Raw genomic sequence first — 19,925 nt, forward strand, 5'->3', positions numbered from 1 at the left:
AGGAGCCGTACAGGGCCCGTTCACGCTCCACCAGCAGGGGCATCGGGTCCGAGGCGGTGACCAGCTCCCGCAGCGGGAAGCGGGCCAGCACCGCGAGCACCTCCGGCGACAGCGCCGCCGCGAGGCGCCAGGCGGGCGGGCGGTGCTCGGCGCGCAGGGCCGCCACCGTGTCCAGCACGAGCGGCCGTTGCTCGTCCGGGACCCCGGCGGCCGCGCGCTCGTACAGGCGCGCGCCCTCCGTCATGACCAGGTCGGTGTCGATGCCCGCCGGGATCTTGATCTGCGCGTGGCGGCGCCAGGTGCCGAGCGGGTCCGACCAGGCCTCCACCGTGTAGGTCCAGCGGCCGGGCTCGCCCGGGGTGACGGTTGCGCCCCAGCGGTCGGTGCCCGGGGCGAGTTCCCGCATCGGCGTCCAGGGACCGGGCCGGCCGGCCGGGTCCCGCAGCACCACGTTCGCCGAGACGGCGTCGTGCCCCTCGCGGAACACCGTGGCGGACACCTCGAACGACTCACCGGCCACCGCTTTGGCCGGCCGGCGCCCGCGCTGGACCACGGGGCGTACGTCGAGAACGGGAATGCGGCCGAGCGTGGTGTCCGGGGGTGTGGGCGGCGAGTCGCCCGGACCTGACTGCCCGGGCACCTCGGCGGCCGGCTTTGCCGCGTCCTTGCCCGGATTTTTCCTTGCCGCTGCCTTGGCCTTGCTGTTGGTCGGAGGTACTGACGAGTGGTGCTTGGCGGGCATGACCGCTCCTGTCCGCGTCAACGTGGGTGTGGGCGGATGGATATGGGGAGGTGGGTCCTGCGAGGTGCTGTGGTACGCCTGTGGGGTTGTGTACCGGAGGAGCCTTCCCCCCCTTTTCGGGTGGGCAATCCGGCACTTTGTTAACTACTCACGCGTATGTCTACGCACAAGACCGGTCCTCTTGTTCGAGTGCCCCGGTGCCCGCTCCCCACGCCCCGACACCCCCGCCCGGTACGTCCCCACCGACGCCCCGGTAACCACTACCGTCGGGGGTGACGACGAGACGTACAGCGCCGTGCGTCTCACCCCGCAACGCGTCGAGGTGGAATGTGAAGGCGATCCGTCGGTTCACCGTCCGTCCCGTTCTCCCCGAACCCCTCCGGCCGCTGAGCGATCTGGCGCGCAATCTGCGCTGGTCCTGGCACGCTGAAACGCGCGACCTGTTCCAGTCCGTCGATCCCGAGGCCTGGGCCGCGGCCGGGGGCGACCCGGTGCGGCTGCTGGGCCGCGTGCGCCCGGCACGGCTCGCCGAGCTGACCGGCGACCGCCGGTTCCTGCGGCGCCTCACCGCCGTCGCCGACGACCTCGACGACTATCTGACCGGCGAGCGCTGGTACCAGGCCCAGGCCGAGGGCCTGCCCGCAGCCGTCGCCTACTTCTCCCCGGAGTTCGGCATCACGGCCGCGCTGCCCCAGTACTCCGGCGGCCTCGGCATCCTCGCCGGCGACCACCTCAAGGCGGCCAGCGACCTCGGCGTACCGCTGATCGGGGTCGGGCTGCTGTACCGGCACGGGTACTTCCGGCAGAGCCTGTCCCGGGACGGCTGGCAGCAGGAGCACTATCCGGTGCTCGACCCCAACGAACTGCCCGTCACCCAGCTGAAGGAGGCCGACGGCACCCCGGCCCAGGTCTCCCTCGCGCTGCCCGGCGGCAAGGCACTGCACGCCAGGGTCTGGCTGGCGCAGGTCGGCCGGGTACCGCTGCTGATGCTCGACTCGGACGTGGAGGAGAACGACCTCGGCGAACGCGGGGTGACCGACCGGCTCTACGGCGGCGGCAGCGAGCACCGGCTGCTCCAGGAGATGCTGCTCGGCATAGGAGGTGTGCGGGCGGTGCGGACCTACTGCCGGCTCACCGGGCACCCGGCACCGGAGGTCTTCCACACCAACGAGGGGCACGCCGGGTTCCTCGGGCTGGAGCGGATCGCCGAACTGTGCGCCGCCGGAACGGACTTCGCGTCCGCTCTGGAGGCCGTGCGCGGCGGGACCGTGTTCACCACGCACACCCCGGTCCCGGCCGGCATCGACCGCTTCGACCGGGAACTGGTCGCCCGGCACTTCGGGCCGGACGCCGAACTCCCCGGCATCGACGTGCAGCGCACCCTGGCGCTGGGCATGGAGACCTACCCCGGCGGCGAGCCGAACCTGTTCAACATGGCCGTGATGGGGCTGCGGCTGGCCCAGCGGGCCAACGGGGTGTCGCTGCTGCACGGACAGGTCAGCCGGGAGATGTTCGCGGGACTGTGGCCGGGATTCGACGCCGAGGAGGTGCCGATCACCTCCGTGACCAACGGGGTGCACGCACCCACCTGGGTGGCCCCGGAGGTACTGCGGCTCGGTGCCCGGCAGGTCGGCGCCCAGCGGGCCGAGGACGCGCTGACCGTCGGCGCCGACGACCGCTGGGACCCGGTCGCGGACATCCCGGACCAGGAGATCTGGGAGCTGCGCCGCACCCTGCGCGAGCAGCTGGTGCTGGAGGTGCGGGAGCGGCTGCGGGCCTCCTGGCGGCAGCGCGGTGCGGGCAACGCCGAACTGGGCTGGATCGACGGCGCGCTCGACCCCGACGTGCTGACGATCGGGTTCGCCCGCCGGGTGCCGTCGTACAAACGCCTGACCCTGATGCTGCGCGACCGCGACCGCCTGATGGAACTGCTGCTCCATCCGGAGCGGCCGATCCAGATCGTCGTCGCCGGCAAGGCCCACCCCGCGGACGACGGCGGCAAGCGCCTGGTCCAGGAACTCGTCCGCTTCGCCGACGACCCGCGGGTCCGCCACCGCATCGTCTTCCTGCCCGACTACGGCATGGCGATGGCGCGGAAGCTCTACCCCGGCTGCGACGTCTGGCTGAACAACCCGCTGCGCCCGCTGGAGGCGTGCGGCACCTCCGGTATGAAGGCGGCCCTGAACGGCTGCCTGAACCTGTCCGTCCTGGACGGCTGGTGGGACGAGTGGTTCCAGCCCGACTTCGGCTGGGCCATCCCCACGGCGGACGGCACGGGCATGGACGTCGACCGCCGCGACGACATCGAGGCGGCGGCCCTCTACGACCTGCTCGAACAGCGGGTCACGCCGCGGTTCTACGAACGCGGGCGCGGGGGGCTGTCGGACCGCTGGATCGAGATGGTCCGCCAGACCCTCACCCTGCTCGGCCCGAAGGTGCTGGCCGGGCGCATGGTCCGCGAGTACGTCGACCGCCTGTACGCCCCGGCCGCCCAGTCGCACCGCGCGCTGACCCCGGACACCGCGCGGGACCTCGCCGAGTGGAAGGCCCGGGTGCGGGCCGCGTGGCACGGGGTGAGCGTCGACCACGTCGAGACGACCGCGACGACGGCCACGGCGGAACTCGGCACGACGGTGGGCCTGCGCGTGCGGGTCGGCCTCGGCGAGCTGAGCCCGGACGACGTCGAGGTCCAGGCGGTGTCCGGGCGGGTCGACGCGCAGGACCGCATCACCGACGCGACGGTCGTCCCGCTGAAGCCGACGGGCGCGCCCGACCTGGAGGGCCGCCGCGTCTACGAGGGCCCCCTCTCCCTCGACCGCACCGGCCCCTACGGCTACACGGTCCGCATCCTCCCGGCCCACCGCCTCCTCACCTCGGCGGCCGACCTGGGCCTCGTGACGGTACCTCCGGAGGACGTGGTGGAGGGCGCGGGAGTACTCCTGCGCTAACGCGCGGCTGCCTTCAGCGCATCGAGAAAGAGACCGAACGACCCGGCCGCAACGGTGAGGGTGCCCGCGGCCGGGTCCTTGGAGTCGCGGATGGATATGCGGGTGGGGTGGGTGGCGATCTCCACGCACTCGTTGCCGTCACCGGGGCCTGAGTAGGAAGACTTCCGCCAGTTGTCCATGGGGTTCCTCACAGTTCCTTCGCCAGCCTGTGGATGAATGCGCGTGACCGTTCGGGTTCGAGTGACGCGCCTTTCACCTTACGGAAGCTCGTTCGATAGGTGTTGAGCTGAGCCTCGGAATCAATGAAGGCTGAACCGTGGAGCGCGTCGCGGACCACGGTGTCCAGCTTCGGCTGGGGGCCGTCCACGTACGTCATCGTGCTGGACGCTCTGGCGAAGCCGTCCAGGTCGAACGGAATGACACGTACGGTGACGTGGTCCGCTTCGGAGAGCTCCAGGAGCCGCATGAGTTGGGCCCTTGAGGTGGCACGGTCGCCGACTCTGATCCGAAGTGCCGCCTCATGGATCACGGCCTCGTACGGGACAGCGAACTCCTGCCGCGCCTTTCGATGTCGGATGCGCAGCTCAAGTTCCTCGCTGGTCAGTTCTGGCAGCCTGGACGAGAACACGGCACGTGAGTAGTCCTCCGTCTGCAGGAGGCCCGGCACGTACAGGATTGCTACGTGGCGCAGGTGGCGAGCGTGGTGCTCCAACTCGGACAGGTCCAGGAAAGACGTGGGGAGCAGACCCCGGTACTCCTCCCACCAGCCACGTGTCCGATCGGTGGCCATGGTGACCAGGGCGTCGATGAACTCCAGGTCGGTGCAGGCGTAATGGGATGCCAGCCGGCGCAACCGCTGCTCGCTCACTCCCGCGATACCGGACTCGATCTGGCTGACGACCGGAGCGGTGACCCCGAGCAGGGCCGCCGCCTCCCTGGCGGTGAGACCCGCCGCCTCGCGGAGCCTTCGCAGTTCGACCGCCAGCCGTAACTGACGCGCTGTCGGCTCACTCCTCAACGCCATCCGCTGATACTCCCAACACACCTGGGGGCGCGACTCTTTCGGGCGTCACATTACGCGATCGACTTGCGGAATTTAAATCTTTAGCCCTACCGTCGGTGACGCAACGCACACACTGCGGAAGCGCACCGATCCGTCCCGCCGTGACGGCCACGGCAATGCCACCGCTCCCGAAATCCTCTTCCTCTCCTCGGAGTTGATGACGCATGCCCGAAATCCCCGAGACCTGGGACTACACGCTCTACATCCCCAACGACCCGAGAGCAGTGACGGTGTGCCGTCGCACGATGCGGCTGGTTCTCACGCTGCATGGCCTGATCGGTCTGGTGGACACGGTGGAGTTGCTGGCGGCGGAGCTGGTCTCCAACGCCGTACGGCACACGAAGGGGCCGGCGGCGCTGAGGGTGCGCCGTACCCCGGAGGGGGGTGGTGTGGATCGGGGCGTGGGACACGGACCCGGCGCCTCCGGACCCGCCGGTGTCGTTGGAGCGGACGACGGACTCGGAGAACGGACGGGGCCTCGGCCTGGTGCTGGCGTGCGCGGACGTGTGGGGCTGGAAGCCGTCGGCACGGTTCGGGGACCGGGGCAAGTACGTGTGGTGCGAACTCGCGGCGGCGTAGCTCGTTGATCACGTCGGACAGGAAGGAGAGCTGATGGTCGGCTCGTCGCACGAGGCGTTGCACCGGATCTTCCAGAAGGATCCGGCGCTGCTGACGCGGGCGTTACAAAGGGTGCTGAACGTGCCCTTCCCCGAGCCGCGGGAGATCGCGGCGCTGAACGTGGACCTCACGGAGATCGAACCGGTCGAGCGCCGGGTGGACACGCTGCTGCGGGCGGAGACGGACGAGGGCACCTACCTGCTGGTGGTCGAGTCGCAGGGGAAGGTGGACGACCGCAAACGGGGCAGCTGGCCGTACTACCTGTCCTACCTGTACGAGAAGTACCGCTGCGAGCCGGTGCTCATCGTCATCACCCAGAGCAGCGCCACCGCCAAGTGGGCTTCTCGCCCGATTCGGCTGGGTTTCAAGGGCTGGGATTCGCTGACGGTACGCCCGCTCGTGCTGGGCCCGGACAACGTGCCGGTGATCGCGGACGAGCGGCAGGCCGAACGGGACGTACCCCTCGCGGTGCTCTCGGCCATGACACACGGGCGTGGGCCCGGGGCTGCGGCCATACTGGAATCCCTGGCGTCCGCCCTGCGGACCATCGACCCGGACACCGCCGCGGTCTTCGTGCAGTTCGTCGACTCATGCCTGACCGACCCGCAGGCCAAGCACATGTGGAGGGACCTGATGACCGCGATCCAGTACTTCTGGCGCCACCCGCTGGCCGAGCAGGTGCGCGAGGAAGGACGGGAACAGGGCCGGGCGGAAGCCAAGGCCGAGATGATCCTCCGCGTCCTGGAATGGCGCGACATCCCTGTGCCCGACTCCGTCCGTGAGCGCGTGGAGAGCTGCACGGACCTGGACCGGCTGGAACTCTGGGCCCAGCGGGCCGTGCACGCCACGGACGCGGCGGAGCTGTTCGCCGAGGAGTGAGCGTGGATCGGGCCCGGCGTGGCGTCCCGGGGCCCGCCGGGCCTATTCGGCGATGCCCCGGGTCAGCAGGACCACGGTGACGAAGGTGCGGTAGAGGTGGATCGGGTCGTCGGAGTGGAGGCGGACCGTGAGGTCGTCCTCGGGGGACACACCGCTGATCCAGGTCGCCATCTCGGCCAGGTCGGCGTTGCGGAAGCGGACCGTCAGGGTGGCGGGCAGGGTGATCGCGGGGAGCCGGGCGCCCGGCAGCTGCCGGACCGCGGCCTCGGCGTTGTGCCTGATCACCTCGCGGGCCTGCTCCGGATGCAGGCTGTCCGCGGCGAAGCGGGAGACGGAGCTCTTCACCACGGCCGCCCTGATGCCGGGACAGAACGGCCCCGCCTGCGCGGCGGTGACGTCGTCGCCGGTGATCAGCACCACCGGAACCCCGTGCCCCAGCGCGACCAGGGCGTTGATCCCGGCCTCTCCGGTCGGCGTGCCGTTCAGCCGGACCTCGGCGATCGCACGCGGGTTGTACGTGTGCGACAGCGTGGCCGGGGCGCCGGACATCGAGCCGTGGTACGAGACGAAGAAGGCCGCGTCGAACGACGCGTCGAGCCCCTGCATCATGTACAGCGGCTTGTGCCGGCCGGACAGGTAACGCGCCCGGTGCGCCAGCCGGTCCGGCCGCAGGTTGGCCATCGCCGAGTGGGAGTCGTTCACCAGGAACTCCCGCGCGCCGGCCGCCGCCGCGCCCTCGATCGCCGCGTTGACCTCGCCCTCCAGCAGCTCCCGGTAGTAGCCGTACTCGGCTCCCGCCGGCCGGCACTGCTCCCAGTCGACGACCCCCGCGGTGCCCTCCATGTCCGACGAGATGAAGACCTTCACCGTGTGCTCCCCTCAACGTCCGCCACTGAACGAGTGCGTGCAGTTGCCGATCACCGACCCTGGCCGGGAGTCCCGGTAGCCGGCGTCCGCGACCGCGGCCAGGAGGGTACGGGCAGGGCGCGCCGGTGGGTCACTCCTCCGACAGGTGCGCGCACAGCTCCCGCAGCACCTTGCCGCAGCGGCGGGCGTAGGCGTGCTGGAAGCCCCGGGTCGCCGGGCCGCCGGCTTTCGCGTACCACTTGGCCGGTCTGCTGAAGGCCGCGACCGTCAGCCACACCGTGCCGTCGCCGGTGCGGTCGACGACGAAGGCCTCCTCGCCGGACTCGGGATGGCCCTCCAGGGTGCCGTAGGCCCAGCCGGCCCGGCGGGGCTCCTCCGTGGTCCAGATGACGCGGCAGGGGGCCTTGACGATGCCCGCGAGAGTGACGGTGACGTCCACGTCGGGGGCCGCGCGGTCCGCGCCCGCGTCGATGCCCACCCCCATGCCGCGGTGCATCTCCCAGGTGAGGAGCGCCTCCGCGGCCCGGCGGAAGACCTCGTGGCCCTCTCCGATGCGGGTGCGGACGAGCATGGGGCGGAAGCCGGGCGGGCAGTACGTCAGGTCGTCGCGGGTCGCGCCGACCGGCTCGTAGGTGAAAGGCGCCGAGGACATGGGTCACAAGGGTAGGGCGGCACCCGGGACGTCTTACGTCCGGGTGCCGCCCGGCACCTACCTACATGGGGGGAACTAGTTGACGTTCACCGCCGACCAGGCCGCGGCCACCGCCTTGTACTCGGCGCTGGAGGAGCCGTACAGGGCCGACGCCGCGGACAGGGTGCCCGCGCGGGCCGACTTGTAGTTGGTGGTCGACGTGAAGTACGTCGTCAGCGCCTTGTACCAGATCTGCAGCGCCTTGTCCCGGCCGATGCCGGTGACCGTGGAGCCGTTGGACGTCGGGGAGTTGTACGAGACCCCGTTGATCGTCTTCGCGCCGCTGCCCTCCGACAGCAGGTAGAAGAAGTGGTTCGCGACGCCGGACGAGTAGTGGACGTCCAGGTTGCCGACGGAGGAGGACCAGTAGTCCGCCGAACCGCCGTCCTTGCTGGGCTTGTCCATGTAGCGCAGCGGGGTGCCGTCACCGTTGAGGTTGATCTTCTCGCCGATGAGGTAGTCGCCCTTGTCGGAGGCGTTGTTGGCGAAGAACTCCACGCCGGTGCCCATGATGTCGCTGGTGGCCTCGTTCAGGCCGCCGGACTCACCGCTGTAGTCGAGGCCCGCGGTGTTGGAGGTGACGCCGTGGCTCATCTCGTGGCCGGCGACGTCCAGCGAGGTGAGCGGGTGGGTGTTGCTGGCGCCGTCGCCGTAGGTCATGCAGAAGCAGCTGTCGTCCCAGAAGGCGTTCTCGTACGAGTTGCCGTAGTGGACGCGGGAGTAGGCGCCGACACCGTTGTTCTTGATGCCGCTGCGGCCGAAGGTGGACTTGTAGAAGTCCCACGTCTCCTGCGCGCCGTAGGCGGCGTCCGCGGCGGCCGTCTGGTCCGTCGAGGAGCTGGAGGCCGTGCCCGTGCCCCAGACGTTGTCGGCGTCGGTGAACAGCGAGCCGGTGCCGGAGGTCTTGTGGGCCAGGTTGTAGGTCTTGTGACCGCCCCGGGTGGTGTCGTACAGCTGGTACGTCGACCCGGACAGGTTGGTGCTGAGGCTGACGGTGCCGGAGTAGAGGCTCTTGCCGGTGCCGGTCGCGTTCTCGATGCCCTGGTACTCGAAGAGCTTCTTGCCGGTGGCCGCGTCGGTGACGACGTGCAGCTGGTTCGGGGTGCCGTCGTCCTGGAGGCCGCCGACGATCGTCTCGTAGGCGAGGACGGGCTTGCCGGAGCCGGCCCAGATCACCTTGCGGGCGCCGTCCGCGGCGCTCTTGGCGGAGCCGAGCGTCTTGGCGGCGGACACCGCCTGCTTCTCGGCCTTGGCCGCGGTGATCTGCGGCTTGAGCGAGGCCACCTTGATGGTCGCTCTGTTGGCCTTGGTGATGCCTTCGGTCGTGCCGGCCTTGGAGGTGTGCACGACCAGGTCGCCGCCGAGCACGGGCAGGCCCGCATAGGTGCGCTCGTAACGGGTGTGGACGGTGCCGTCGGTGTCCTTGACGACGTCCTTGACGACCAGCTTCTCCTTGGCGCCAAGGCCTATCCTGTGCGCCGTGTCGGTCGCGTCGGCCTGCGCCTGCCGGATCAGGTCGGTGTGGGCGGCCACCGACAGCGCCGCGGGGGCGGCGGCCAGGGGCTTGGCGGTGGCGGCCTCGGCCGGGGTCTGGGCGGAGGCGCTCGTGGCCAGTCCGGTGGAGATGAGGGCTCCGGCGGCGACAGCGGTGGCGATGGCCAGAGTGGTGCGCTTGTGACGCGCGTAGAGGGGGCTCACGCAAGCTCCTTCTCGTGGGGGAGTCCGGTCAGCGTGGGGTTACTGGCCGGAGAGTGTGGCGTTGGGAAGTTGCTGTGCTGCTGCGGCGGGTGGAGAGAGAGTGACATCAAGGACGCGTACATGTCAGGTCCCTGAAGTGATGTTGGCTGAAAACCGTCTGTCCGATAAACGTTGCGGGGGTGTTAACGCGGGCCGTCCGAGGGTGCCGGACCCTCGAACGGCGCCGAGTTACCAGGCCTGTGGTGTGCGGTTTACGGGAACGTCAGCTTCCAGTCGTTGAGCGTGCCCGTGTCGTATGTGGCCTGATCCTGCACCCTCAACTTCCACGTTCCGTTGGCCGGTTCGGCGGCGGCGTTGACCGTGTAGGTCTGCTTGACGTCGTCCGCCGAGTCGGAGGAGCTGAAGTTCTTCAGCCGGTACGCGGTGCCGGACGGGCCGATGAGGTCGATCACCAGGTCCCCGCGCCAGGTGTGCGTGATGTCGACGCCCACCTGGAGGTTGCCCGGCGCGTTCCCGGTCCTGCCGGTGACCGTGATGTTCGAGGTGACCGCCGGCCCGTTGTCCGGGATCGCCAATGGCGTGTTGTTGTCGTACACGCCTCCGCCTCCCCCTCCGCCGCCTCCGCCGGAGCGCGCACCGACCGCCACGCCCGCCCAGGCGTCCTGCACCGCCTTGTACTCGGCGCTGGAGGTGCCGTACAGCTCGCCGGCCGCCGCGAGGGTGCCGGTGCGGGCGCCCGCGTAGTCGGTGGTGGAGGTGAACTTGGTGGTCAGCGCCCGGTACCAGATCTGCAGCGCCTTGTCCCGGCCGATGCCGGTGACCGGAAGCCCGTCCGCGGTCGGCGAGTCGTAGCTGACGCCGTTGACGACCTTGGCGCCGCTGCCCTCGCTCAGCAGGTAGAAGAAGTGGTTCGCGACGCCCGAGGAGTAGTGCACGTCCAGGTCGCCCACGCCCGAGTACCAGCTGTCGGCGGAGCCGCCGTCCTTGCTGGGCTTGTCCATGTAGCGCAGCGGGGTGCCGTCGCCGTTGATGTTGATCTTCTCGCCGATGAGGTAGTCACCGGGGTCGGAGGCGTTGCCCGCGTAGAACTCCACGCCGGTGCCCATGATGTCGCTGGTCGCCTCGTTCAGGCCGCCGGACTCGTCGCTGTAGTCGAGGCCCGCGGTGTTGGAGGTGACGCCGTGGCTCATCTCGTGGCCTGCGACGTCGAGGGCGGTCAGCGGGTCGTTGTTTCCGGAGCCGTCGCCGTAGGTCATGCAGAAGCAGCTGTCGTCCCAGAACGCGTTCACGTACGAGTTGCCGTAGTGCACGCGGGAGTAGGCGCCGACGCCGTCGTTCTTGATGCCGCTGCGGCCGAAGGTGTTCTTGTAGAAGTCCCAGGTCTCCTGGGCGCCGTAGTGGGCGTCCGCGCCCGCGGTGGCGGCGTTGGTGTTGGTCCCGTCGCCCCAGGTGTCGTTGCTCTGGGAGAACAGGGTGCCGGTGCCCGAGGTGCCGTGGTTCAGGTTGTACGTCTTGTGGCCGCCGCGCGCCCCGTCGTTCAGCGTGTACGACGAGCCCGAGTGCGTCGTCGTCAGCGTCACCTGGCCGCTGTACCGGGTGTTGCCGACGCCCGTCTCGATGCCCTGGTACTCGAAGAGCTTCCTGCCGGTGGCCGCGTCCGTGATGACGTGCAGCTTGTTCGGGGTGCCGTCGTCCTGGAAGCCGCCGACGACGGTCTCGTACGCCAGCACCGGCCTGCCGCTCGCCGCCCAGATCACCTTGCGGACGCTGTCCGCGGCCGGCCTGCTGCCGCCGAGCGCCTTCGCCCGGCGTACGGCCTGCTGCTCCGCCGAAGCCTTCGACACGGCCGGGGTGAGGCCGGCGACCTTCAGCGTGGCGCTGGTGGCGCGGATGACCTCCATGGTCTTGCCCGAGCGCGAGTCCACGACCAGGTCGCCGCCGAGCACGGGCAGGCCCGCGTAGGTGCGTTCGTAGCGGGTGTGGACGGTGCCGTCGGCGTCCTCGACGACGTCCTTGACGATGAGCTTCTCCTTGGCGCCGAGCCCGAGAGACCGCGCGGTGGCGGCCTCGGTGGCGTTCGCCCCGCGTATCAGCTCGGCGCGCTGGGAGGGCGTGAGCCGCAGGGCGGTGTGCGCCGGGTCGGCCTTGCCGGCCCCCGGCCTCGCGGCCGGTGCGGCGCTGGCCGCGCCGGTCTGCACGGCGGCGGCGATCAGGGCGGCGACACCGGCGAGTGCGACGGTGGCGGTGCGGCTGTGGGGGAGGGGGCGGTGCGGGGTGTGGGAGGTGCGTCCGCGAGAGGAATTGCTTCTCAACACTGACTCCTTCTGCGTGACCGCGGGTCGCGCGGCCAGGGGAGACCGGACGGTGGGTTGGGGCGTCCGGGCAGAACAGGCGTTACGCGGAACCACGTGCAGGGCCGTCCACGGCCTGTGGGGGTGAAGCTGTGGGGATGCTGTGAGACGGCCGTGGGAAGAGTGGCAGGAATCCCCCGCACCTGTCAGGACCGCGTCACAAACTTGGCCGGAAATGGTTCGTTGACCGGATGTTCATGTTCGGTATGCGGACCGTTGGTGGCGTGGTGGCGTGGTGACGGGCGGACGTGGGAGCGCGGGCGCCGGGTTAGGGTGCGGTGCCGTGGGGGCGGTCGAACGGGGGGCGTGCATGGACGGGCGGGGAACACTGGGACGCGGGCTGCGGGTCGGCCTCCTTGTAGCGGGGGCGCCGGTCCTGCCCTGGGCCGCCCTCTGCCTCGCCGTCGCCGTGGTCGAGTTCCTCCGCGGAGGGGACACCGGGCTCGCCGTCACCGATCTGCGGTACTGCGGCCTGCTGGTCGGCGGCAGTGTGCTCGCCGGGCTGCTGATCGGCCTGATGCTCACTGGCGGACTGGCCCTCGCAGCCCGCGCGTTCACCGGCACCCGGGGGCTCGCCCTGGTGGGGGGCGCGCTGGGCGCGCTGCTCTACCCCGCCGACCTGCTCGTCGTCGCCGTGGGTACGGACGTGGGGTACGCGGAGGTCGCGGTGACCTTCCTGCTGTGGCCGGTGATGACGGTGGTGGCCGGCGCGCACGGCGCCGACGTCGTGGGCCGGGCGCGCCGGCGCAACTGGCTCTGGGGAGCGGGCGCGCGGGGGACCCGGTAGCGCCGGCGGCGGGCCCCCTGTCCGCACCGGCGGCAGCTCTACGGGCGTCGGGGCCCCGCCGGGTCCCCGTGCCAGGTCCGCCACAGTGCCGCGTACGCCCCGCCGGCCGCCACCAGGTCGTCGTGGGTGCCGAGTTCCGTCAGGAGGCCGTCCTCCATCACCGCCACCCGGTCCGCGTCGTGGGCCGTGTGGAGGCGGTGGGCGATCGCGATGACCGTACGGCCCCGGAGGACGGCGGCGAGGGCGCGCTCGGTGTGCCGGGCCGTCGTGGGATCGAGCAGGGCGGTCGCCTCGTCGAGGATCAGGGTGTGCGGGTCGGCCAGCACCACCCGGGCCAGAGCGAGTTGCTGTGCCTGCGAGCCGTCGAGCGCCCGGCCCGCCGTACCGAGGCGGGTGCCGAGGCCGTCCGGCAGGTCCCGCACCCAGTCGTCGGCGCCCACGGCGGCGAGGGCCGCCCACAGGTCCGCGTCCGTGGCCGCGGGCCCGGCGACGAGCAGGTTGTCCCGGACCGTGCCCAGGAACACATGGTGCTCCTGGGTGACCAGGACGACCTGGCGGCGCAGCAGCTCCGGCGCCAGCTCGGCGACCGGCACCCCGCCCACCGTCACCGCGCCGGTCCCGGGCCGGTCGACGCCCGCGAGCAGCCTGCTGAGGGTCGTCTTGCCGGCGCCCGAGGGGCCCACCACCGCCAGGCGCTCCCCGGGCCGTACCGTCAGGTCCACCCCGCGCAGCACCTCGCCGCCGCGCTCGTAGGCGTAGCGCACCCCGCGCACGTCGATCCGGTCGTCCGCCGGGAGCGCGCCGCCGTCCTCGGGCGCCGAGCGGGGCGCCCCCGCGAGACCCTCCACCCGGGCGAACGAGGCGCCGCTGCTCTGCAGTTGCTCCACCCGCATCAGGATCTGGTCCAGCGGCTCGACGAACTGCCTCAGGTACAGGGCGGCCGCCACCACCGCGCCGATCCCGACCGCACCGCGCGCGTGCAGCCAGCCGCCCAGCAGCAGCACCCCGGCGACCGGGACGGTGTACGTCACCTCGACCGCCGGGAAGAACACCGTCCGCAGGAACAGGGTGTGGAAGCGGGTCGCGCGGGACCGCTCCAGCGCGTCCCGGCTCGCCCCGGTGCGCCGCGCCCGCAGCCGGAACGCCTCGACGGTCCGGGCGCCGGCCGCCGTCGACGCGACGATCTCCGCGACCTCGGAGGTGGCCGCGCCCTCGGCGAGGTAGGCGTCCCGGGCGCGCCTCAGGTACCAGCGCAACGCCAGCCAGATCGGGGTCAGTCCGAGCAGCCCGAGGGCACCGAGCAGCGGGTCGAGCGCGAACACCGCGCCCAGCACGAACAGCGCCTGCACGGTGCAGACCAGCAGCTCCGGGCCGACGTCCCGCAGCGTGGTCCCGACGGTCGCCACGTCCGCGGTGCCGCGCGCGGTCAGATCGCCGGTGCCGGCCCGCTCCACCGCGGACGCGGGCAGCGCCAGCACCCGCTCGACGTACTCCTCGCGCACCCGGGCCAGCGTCCGCTCCCCGAACCGGTGCCCGACATAGCGCGCCCAGCGGGCCAGCAGCAGCTGGGCCAGCGCGCACAGCAGGATCCACAGGGCCAGCCGGTCCACCGCGCCGACCCCGTGCCCGGCGCGCACCTCGTCGATGATCCGCCCGACCAGCCACGGCCCGGCCAGCCCCGCCCCCGCCGCAAGCGCGTTCAGCAGCAGCGCGACGGCGAACGCCCGCCCGTCGGCGCGCACCAGGCGCAGCACGGCCCGCCGCACCTCCGGGCGGCCCGCGACCGGCAGCAGCCCCTCGCCCGGCGTCCCCGCCGTCCCCGCCGTCATCGTGTGACCTCCTCGGCGTCCGTGACCTCCGCGTCCCGGGCCACCAGGGCCCGGTAGCCCGGCTCCCGGGCCAGCAGCTCGCGGTGCGGCCCGCTCGCCGCGACCTTCCCGTCGAGCAGGAACACGACCGTGTCCGCGCGGTCGAGCACCAGCGGGGAGGTGCTCGTCACCACCGTGGTGCGGCCCTCGCGCGCCACCCGCAGCCGTTCGGCCACGGTCGCCTCCGTGTGCGCGTCCAGCGCCGAGGTCGGCTCCACGGCGAGCAGCACCTCGGCGTCGGCCAGCAGCGCCCGCACCAGCCGCACCCGCTGCCGCTGCCCGCCGGACAGGCTGCGACCCTGCCCGGCCACCACCGAGTCGAGACCGTCCGGCAGCCCGCGCACCACGTCCTCCGCGGCGGCCGCGTGCACCGCCCGGCGCAGGGCGTCCTCGCCGGCCGCGCGCTCGGCGGCCACCACCTCCCGCAGCGGTCCGGCGAACAGGTCCGCCTCGTTGTCCGCGACGAGGATGCGGCCGCGCACGTCGTCCAGCGGGACCGCGTCCAGCCGGACCCCGCCCCAGGTGGCGTCGGTCCGCCCGTACCGGCCGAGCCGGTCGACCACGGCCGCGGCCTCGGCGGGCCGGGCGGCGGCCAGCGCGGTCAGCCGGCCCGGCACCACCCGCACGCCGGAGGCCGGGTCGCGCAGTTCGGCCGGCCCGGCGGGCGCGGACAGCGTGCCCTCGTCCGGCTCCGCCGCCAGCCGCAGCAGCCGCACCACCCGGCGCGCGGCGACCACGCCCCGGTTCAGGTCGTAGGCCATCTGCACGAAGAACGCCACCGGCCCGATCAGCACCGCGACATAGCCGTACACCGCCACCAACTGGCCCACGCTGAGCTGTCCCTGGGCCGTGAGGCGGGCCGCGAGCCAGGTGACCACGGCGAGGAACAGCGTGGGCAGGCCCACCCCGAGCGCCTGCACCCAGCTGGCCGCCGCGCCCACCCGGTAGCCCTGCGCGCGCAGCCGCTGCGAGTCCTCGCGGAACGCGTCCGCGAACAGCCCCTTGCCGCCGAGGCCGTTGAGGACGCGCAGGCCTGACGCGAGGTCCCCGATCCGGGCGGCGAGCACCCCCTGCCGCTCCCGGTACTCGCTCTCCGCGCCCTGCAGGCGCAGCGTGAGCGGCCCGGTGAGCAGCGCGATCACCGGCGCGCCGACCAGCACCACCACGGCGAGCGACACCGACTGGTCCACCAGCAGCCCGGCCACCACCGCGTACACCACGACCGAGCCGACGCCGGGACCGACCACGGTCAGGGCCTGCGCCAGGGTCTGCACGTCGCCGACGCCGATCGTCACCACCTCACCGGCGCCCGCCCGGCGCGACAGCGCGGCCCCCAGCCGCATCACATGGGCCACGACCACCTTGACCGTACGGAAGTTGGCGTCCATCCGGGCCCGGGTCATCACCCGGTGCCGCATGATGCTCAGCCAGGCGTTCACCGCCCCGACCACGAACATGGCGGCCGTCCAGCCGGCCAGCACGCCCGCGCGCCCCGGCACCAGCCCGTCGTCCACGGCCCGCGCCATCATGTACGGCTGCGCGGCCATCAGCACCATCCACGTGCTGCCCAGCACCGCCGCGGCGAGCGACCGTCCCGGCTGGCGGCGCACCAGCCACCACAGGTACCACCAGCCGCCGCGGGTGTCGGGCGTGCCCGGATCCTCGTACGCGTCGATCATGCGGCCCCCGATCGGCTCGGCCGGGACCAGGCGGCCCGACGGCAAACGCCGAAGGTATCGAGGGCGGAGCCGGTCGCTCCAGCGAATAAAGCGGGGTCTAGCCGAGGATCCCCCGGTCGTACCCCACCGCCACCGCGGCCGCGCGGTCGTTGACACCCAACTTGGCGTACAGGTGGGTCAGATGGGTCTTCACCGTCGCCTCGCTGATGAACAGCTCCCGGGCGATCTCGCGGTTGGACGTGCCGCGGGCGACCAGCGCCAGCACCTCGCGCTCGCGGGTGGACAGCGGCTCGTTGCCGGGGGCGCGGACCGCCTGGACCAGCCGGGAGGCGACGGCGGGGGAGAGGACCGTACGGCCCTCGGCGGCGGCGCGCACGGCGGTGAACAGCTCGTCGCGGGGGGCGTCCTTGAGGAGGTAGCCGGTGGCGCCCGCCTCGATGGCCGGAAGGGTGTCGGAGTCGGTGTCGTAGGTGGTGAGGACCAGCACCTTCGCGCGGGCTCCGCGCCGGGTCAGCTCGCGGATGGCGGCCACGCCGGAACCGCCGGGCATGCGCAGGTCCATCAGCACCACGTCGGGGTCCAGTTCGGCCGCCCGCAGCACCGCCTCGGTACCGTCGGCGGCCTCGCCGAGCACACGGAAGCCCGGCGCGGCTTCGAACATGCCGCGCAGGCCGTCGCGGACCACCGGATGGTCGTCGACGATCAGCAGGGAGATGGGGGAGTCAGCGGTCATCGCGTACCAAAGGTACGCGAGCCGAGAGTGCCGTGCCGTGGCCGGGTTCCGACTCCACCGTGAGGGAGCCGGCGATGCGCTCGGCGCGGGCCCGCATGCCGGCCAGGCCGAAGCCGCCGGACCGGGTGCGCGCCGGGACGGCGGCCTGGTCGAAGCCGGTGCCGTCGTCGCGGATGTCGAGGGTGACCTCGTCGCCCATGAAGGACAGGGTGACCCCGACCCGGGTCGCGCGGGCGTGCCGCGCCGCGTTCGACAGCGCCTCCTGGGCGATGCGCAGCAGGGTCGACGACACCTCGTCGTGCAACTGCTCGGCGGTGCCCGTGACCGTGAAGTCGGCGCGTATCGCGGTGCGTTCCCCCCACTCGCCGACGATCTTCTTCAGCGCCTCGGGCAGCCCGTCGCAGGCCAGCTCGACCGGGGCCAGGTTGTGCACCGAGCGGCGGGCCTCGCCGAGACTGTGCCGGGCGAGCGTGGAGGCGCGCTCCAGATGGGTGCGGGCGGTGCCGAGGTCCGGGGCGCTCGCCACCACCTGGAGCTGGGCGATGATGCCGGCCAGACCCTGCGCGATGGTGTCGTGGATCTCCGCGGCCAGCCTGCGCCGTTCGTCGGCGACGCCCGCCTCCCGCGCCTGGACGAGGAGTTGCTCGTGCAGGGCCGCGTTCTCCTCCAGGGCCTGCTGCAACGCCGTGTTGGTGCGCTCCAGTTCGGCGATGGTCTCGGCCTGGACGCCGAGGCGGGCCTGCTCCTGGCTGGCGAACCGGGTGAACACGCTGACCATGCCCATGTTGACGCCGAGCACGAGGAAGAAGCCGAGCCAGAGGATCAGCCCGTGCGGCGGCATGCCGCCCATCTCGCTGCCCGACATGGTGACGGCGGTCAGGAAGAGACCGGGCATCACCAGCCGGCGCGGCAGTTCGCGCACGGCGGTGTAGTAGCCGATCACGGCGTAGAAGGCGAAGAACGGGTTGAGCACGTTCAGCACGAAGCCGATGGCCCAGCGCAGGAAGTAGAGGCAGGCCCCGGTCCGGCTCGGCCCCGGCCGCCTGCGCTTCATCCGCCCCCAGTACACCTGGAGTACGGCACCCGCGGCCACGAGCGCCCCCGCGACGGCCATCGCGGTGTGGGTCATGCCGACCGGGCGGGCCGACAGGGCCCCGGCGACGACACCGGCGGCCATCAGCGCGTACGGTCCCCAGCTGTCGAAGGAGGCCCGGGGCATCTGCGGTACGGCATCGGTCATGGCACCAGTGTCCTGCACGGCTCGTTCGCCCCTCTCCGCCCGGCCGCCGCTCACTCCCAGCGGAACAGGCGGGCGGCACCCGCCGTCAGCAGGACCGTCCACACCGCGAGCACGCCCAGGTGCTCCCAGCCGGGCCAGTGGCCCGCCGCCGCCTCGTTCAGGGCGCGGGCCGCCGCGCCGAACGGGGTCAGGCCCACCACCCGGGCCAGCGTGTGCGGCATCTGCTGCACCGGCAGCCACACGCCCGCGCAGAACATCATCGGGAAGAACACCGCCGAGCCGATCGCCGCGGCGATCTTCGAGGTGCGCGACACCGCGGAGACCACGGAACCGAGGGCGAGGGCGGCCGCGGTCGCGAGGAGCAGCGCCAGCAGGTAGCCGCCCGCCTGCTCCGGCAGCTTCACGTCGAAGGCGATCCGGCCCACGGCGAGCGCGAGCAGCGCCGAGCCCAGCGCCACCGTGCCCTGCACGATCATCTGCGCGGACAGCAGGGCGGACGGCCGCACCGGGGTGAGCCGCATCCGGCGCAGGATGCCCCGCTCCCGGGCGTTGGTCAGGGCCTGGGGCAGCGACTGCACCCCGGACATGATCAGGGCGATCAGCACGGCGATGGGCACGTAGGCGTCGACCGGCCGCAGCCCGCCGAGGGACTTGTCGGCCTCCCGGAACGACGGGATCGAACCGAGGATCACCAGCAGCAGCGTCGGGAACAGGAAGATCCAGAAGACGGCTCCGGGTTCACGGCGGAACAGACGGAACTCGGTGCGCAGGACGGCGGTGTTCATGCCGAGGCCTCCTTGGTCAGGTCGAGGAACGCGTCGTCGAGGGTGGCGTCCAGGACGCGGAGCTGATGGGCGGTGACGCGGTGCCGGGCGAGCAGGGTGATGACCGCGTTGACCGTGTCGTCGGTGCCGGAGAGCGTGATCCGGCCGTCCTTGTGCTCGATCGAGGCGAGCGCCGGGAGCGCGGCGAGGTCGTCGTCGTCCAGCGGGGCCGACGGGGTGAAGCTGATGACGGTGGCGCCCGCCGAGCGGCGGATGAGCCCGGCCGGGGTGTCCAGGGCGGCCACCCGCCCCTTGTCGATGACCGCGATACGGTCGCAGAGCCGCTGCGCCTCCTCCATGAAGTGCGTGACGAGCAGCACCGTGACGCCGCTGTCCCGCACCTCCTCGATGAGCCGCCAGGTGTCGCGGCGGGCACGCGGGTCCAGGCCGGTGGTCAGCTCGTCGAGGACGACGACGCGCGGGCTGCCGATGAGGGCGAGCGCGATGAACAGCCGCTGCCGCTGACCGCCCGACAGCTTGGCGAACCGGGTGGACAGCTTGTCGGCCAGGCCGAGGCGCTCGGCGAGCGGACGCCAGTCGGCGGGGCGCGGATAGAAGGCCGCGTACAGCTCCAGCGCCTCGCGCACGGTCAGCTTCGGCTGGAGTTCGCTCTGCTGCAGCTGGGCCCCGAGGATCCCGGCGACCTGCTCGTGGTCGGCGACGGGGTCGAACCCCGCGACGCGGACCCGGCCGGCGTCGGGGACCCGCAGCCCCTCGACGCACTCGACGGTGGTGGTCTTCCCGGCCCCGTTCGGGCCGAGCACCCCGAAGATCTCGCCCTCCTCGACGGCGAAGGAGACGCCGTCGACGACGGCCCGGCCGCCGTAGGACTTGCGCAGATCGGTTACTTCGATGACGGATGGCATGCTCCGAGAATCCCGTTCCGGCGGGGTCCGGCACATCGGCCGGCCCGCTCGAAGCGGCATCGTCCGATCGG

General features: G+C 72.1%; 16 protein-coding genes and 1 pseudogene. 4 read left to right on the top strand and 13 right to left on the bottom strand.

The window, feature by feature from the left end:
* Nucleotides 1–742: maltotransferase domain-containing protein (locus ACZ7FF_RS22090; RefSeq protein WP_470813963.1), on the bottom strand; the 742-nt coding region annotated here is incomplete at its 3' end.
* Nucleotides 743–1,071: 329 nt separating this feature from the next.
* Here ACZ7FF_RS22090 and ACZ7FF_RS22095 point away from each other — a divergent pair.
* Nucleotides 1,072–3,690, top strand: a complete 2,619-nt coding sequence (locus ACZ7FF_RS22095; protein WP_470813964.1) for a glycosyltransferase family 1 protein — start codon at nucleotides 1,072–1,074, stop codon at nucleotides 3,688–3,690.
* Here the strand turns inward: ACZ7FF_RS22095 and ACZ7FF_RS22100 are convergent.
* Nucleotides 3,687–3,869 (bottom strand): DUF397 domain-containing protein, encoded by a 183-nt coding sequence (locus ACZ7FF_RS22100; RefSeq protein WP_470813965.1) that lies wholly within the window; start codon nucleotides 3,867–3,869, stop codon nucleotides 3,687–3,689. The two genes, ACZ7FF_RS22095 and ACZ7FF_RS22100, sit on opposite strands and share 4 nt — an antisense overlap.
* A gap of 8 nt (nucleotides 3,870–3,877) precedes the next feature.
* On the bottom strand, nucleotides 3,878–4,714 hold the full coding sequence (locus ACZ7FF_RS22105; protein WP_470814213.1) for a helix-turn-helix domain-containing protein: 837 nt from the start codon (nucleotides 4,712–4,714) through the stop codon (nucleotides 3,878–3,880).
* Between the two features lie 203 nt (nucleotides 4,715–4,917).
* Here ACZ7FF_RS22105 and ACZ7FF_RS22110 point away from each other — a divergent pair.
* Nucleotides 4,918–5,332: pseudogene (locus ACZ7FF_RS22110) on the top strand (ATP-binding protein).
* A gap of 33 nt (nucleotides 5,333–5,365) precedes the next feature.
* Nucleotides 5,366–6,250 (top strand): RpnC/YadD family protein, encoded by an 885-nt coding sequence (locus ACZ7FF_RS22115; RefSeq protein ID WP_470813966.1) that lies wholly within the window; start codon nucleotides 5,366–5,368, stop codon nucleotides 6,248–6,250.
* Between the two features lie 42 nt (nucleotides 6,251–6,292).
* Here ACZ7FF_RS22115 and ACZ7FF_RS22120 read toward each other — a convergent pair whose 3' ends face one another.
* The 4 genes from ACZ7FF_RS22120 to ACZ7FF_RS22135 form a co-directional block, all read right to left on the bottom strand.
* A complete protein-coding gene (locus ACZ7FF_RS22120; protein ID WP_470813967.1) occupies nucleotides 6,293–7,117 on the bottom strand; it encodes a M55 family metallopeptidase in 825 nt (274 codons plus the stop codon).
* Nucleotides 7,118–7,247: 130 nt separating this feature from the next.
* Entirely contained in the window at nucleotides 7,248–7,769 is a 522-nt protein-coding gene (locus tag ACZ7FF_RS22125) for a DUF1990 domain-containing protein (RefSeq protein ID WP_470813968.1), read from the bottom strand.
* 75 nt (nucleotides 7,770–7,844) lie between these two features.
* On the bottom strand, nucleotides 7,845–9,506 hold the full coding sequence (locus tag ACZ7FF_RS22130) for a M4 family metallopeptidase (RefSeq protein WP_470813969.1): 1,662 nt from the start codon (nucleotides 9,504–9,506) through the stop codon (nucleotides 7,845–7,847).
* A 251-nt stretch (nucleotides 9,507–9,757) separates the two neighbouring features.
* Complete coding sequence (locus ACZ7FF_RS22135; RefSeq protein WP_470813970.1) at nucleotides 9,758–11,818, bottom strand: M4 family metallopeptidase; 2,061 nt, start codon at nucleotides 11,816–11,818, stop codon at nucleotides 9,758–9,760.
* Nucleotides 11,819–12,167: 349 nt separating this feature from the next.
* On the opposite strand from ACZ7FF_RS22135, the gene ACZ7FF_RS22140 reads away from it, so the two are divergent.
* Nucleotides 12,168–12,644, top strand: coding sequence for a hypothetical protein (locus tag ACZ7FF_RS22140; RefSeq protein ID WP_470813971.1), 477 nt, complete (start codon nucleotides 12,168–12,170; stop codon nucleotides 12,642–12,644).
* A 38-nt stretch (nucleotides 12,645–12,682) separates the two neighbouring features.
* Here ACZ7FF_RS22140 and ACZ7FF_RS22145 read toward each other — a convergent pair whose 3' ends face one another.
* From ACZ7FF_RS22145 to ACZ7FF_RS22170, 6 genes are all read right to left on the bottom strand, one after another.
* The gene (locus tag ACZ7FF_RS22145) at nucleotides 12,683–14,473 is read right to left on the bottom strand and encodes an ABC transporter ATP-binding protein (protein WP_470813972.1); all 1,791 of its coding nucleotides are present in this window, start codon (nucleotides 14,471–14,473) and stop codon (nucleotides 12,683–12,685) included.
* The gene (locus ACZ7FF_RS22150; protein ID WP_470814214.1) at nucleotides 14,470–16,191 is read right to left on the bottom strand and encodes an ABC transporter transmembrane domain-containing protein; all 1,722 of its coding nucleotides are present in this window, start codon (nucleotides 16,189–16,191) and stop codon (nucleotides 14,470–14,472) included. Before ACZ7FF_RS22150 ends, ACZ7FF_RS22145 begins: the two co-directional genes overlap by 4 nt.
* A gap of 97 nt (nucleotides 16,192–16,288) precedes the next feature.
* Nucleotides 16,289–16,924 (bottom strand): response regulator, encoded by a 636-nt coding sequence (locus tag ACZ7FF_RS22155; RefSeq protein ID WP_470813973.1) that lies wholly within the window; start codon nucleotides 16,922–16,924, stop codon nucleotides 16,289–16,291.
* Nucleotides 16,914–18,164: a sensor histidine kinase gene (locus ACZ7FF_RS22160; RefSeq protein WP_470813974.1), complete on the bottom strand. Its 1,251-nt coding sequence runs from the start codon at nucleotides 18,162–18,164 to the stop codon at nucleotides 16,914–16,916. Before ACZ7FF_RS22160 ends, ACZ7FF_RS22155 begins: the two co-directional genes overlap by 11 nt.
* Nucleotides 18,165–18,214: 50 nt before the next feature.
* Nucleotides 18,215–18,949, bottom strand: a complete 735-nt coding sequence (locus ACZ7FF_RS22165) for an ABC transporter permease (protein WP_470813975.1) — start codon at nucleotides 18,947–18,949, stop codon at nucleotides 18,215–18,217.
* Nucleotides 18,946–19,854 carry an ABC transporter ATP-binding protein gene (locus ACZ7FF_RS22170; protein ID WP_470813976.1) on the bottom strand — a complete coding sequence of 303 codons (909 nt, stop codon included), beginning with the start codon at nucleotides 19,852–19,854 and terminating at the stop codon, nucleotides 18,946–18,948. Before ACZ7FF_RS22170 ends, ACZ7FF_RS22165 begins: the two co-directional genes overlap by 4 nt.
* Between the last annotated feature and the right edge of the window lie 71 nt (nucleotides 19,855–19,925).

Source organism: Streptomyces sp. NPDC037126 (assembly GCF_055605965.1).

Coding starts and splice junctions, on each gene's coding strand:
- ACZ7FF_RS22100 (WP_470813965.1), bottom strand. CDS start 3,869: ATGGACAACTGGCGGAAGTCTTCCTACTCAGGCCCCGGTGACGGCAAC.
- ACZ7FF_RS22105 (WP_470814213.1), bottom strand. CDS start 4,714: ATGGCGTTGAGGAGTGAGCCGACAGCGCGTCAGTTACGGCTGGCGGTC.
- ACZ7FF_RS22115 (WP_470813966.1), top strand. CDS start 5,366: ATGGTCGGCTCGTCGCACGAGGCGTTGCACCGGATCTTCCAGAAGGAT.
- ACZ7FF_RS22125 (WP_470813968.1), bottom strand. CDS start 7,769: ATGTCCTCGGCGCCTTTCACCTACGAGCCGGTCGGCGCGACCCGCGAC.
- ACZ7FF_RS22140 (WP_470813971.1), top strand. CDS start 12,168: ATGGACGGGCGGGGAACACTGGGACGCGGGCTGCGGGTCGGCCTCCTT.
- ACZ7FF_RS22145 (WP_470813972.1), bottom strand. CDS start 14,473: ATGACGGCGGGGACGGCGGGGACGCCGGGCGAGGGGCTGCTGCCGGTC.
- ACZ7FF_RS22150 (WP_470814214.1), bottom strand. CDS start 16,191: ATGATCGACGCGTACGAGGATCCGGGCACGCCCGACACCCGCGGCGGC.
- ACZ7FF_RS22155 (WP_470813973.1), bottom strand. CDS start 16,924: ATGACCGCTGACTCCCCCATCTCCCTGCTGATCGTCGACGACCATCCG.
- ACZ7FF_RS22160 (WP_470813974.1), bottom strand. CDS start 18,164: ATGACCGATGCCGTACCGCAGATGCCCCGGGCCTCCTTCGACAGCTGG.
- ACZ7FF_RS22165 (WP_470813975.1), bottom strand. CDS start 18,949: ATGAACACCGCCGTCCTGCGCACCGAGTTCCGTCTGTTCCGCCGTGAA.
- ACZ7FF_RS22170 (WP_470813976.1), bottom strand. CDS start 19,854: ATGCCATCCGTCATCGAAGTAACCGATCTGCGCAAGTCCTACGGCGGC.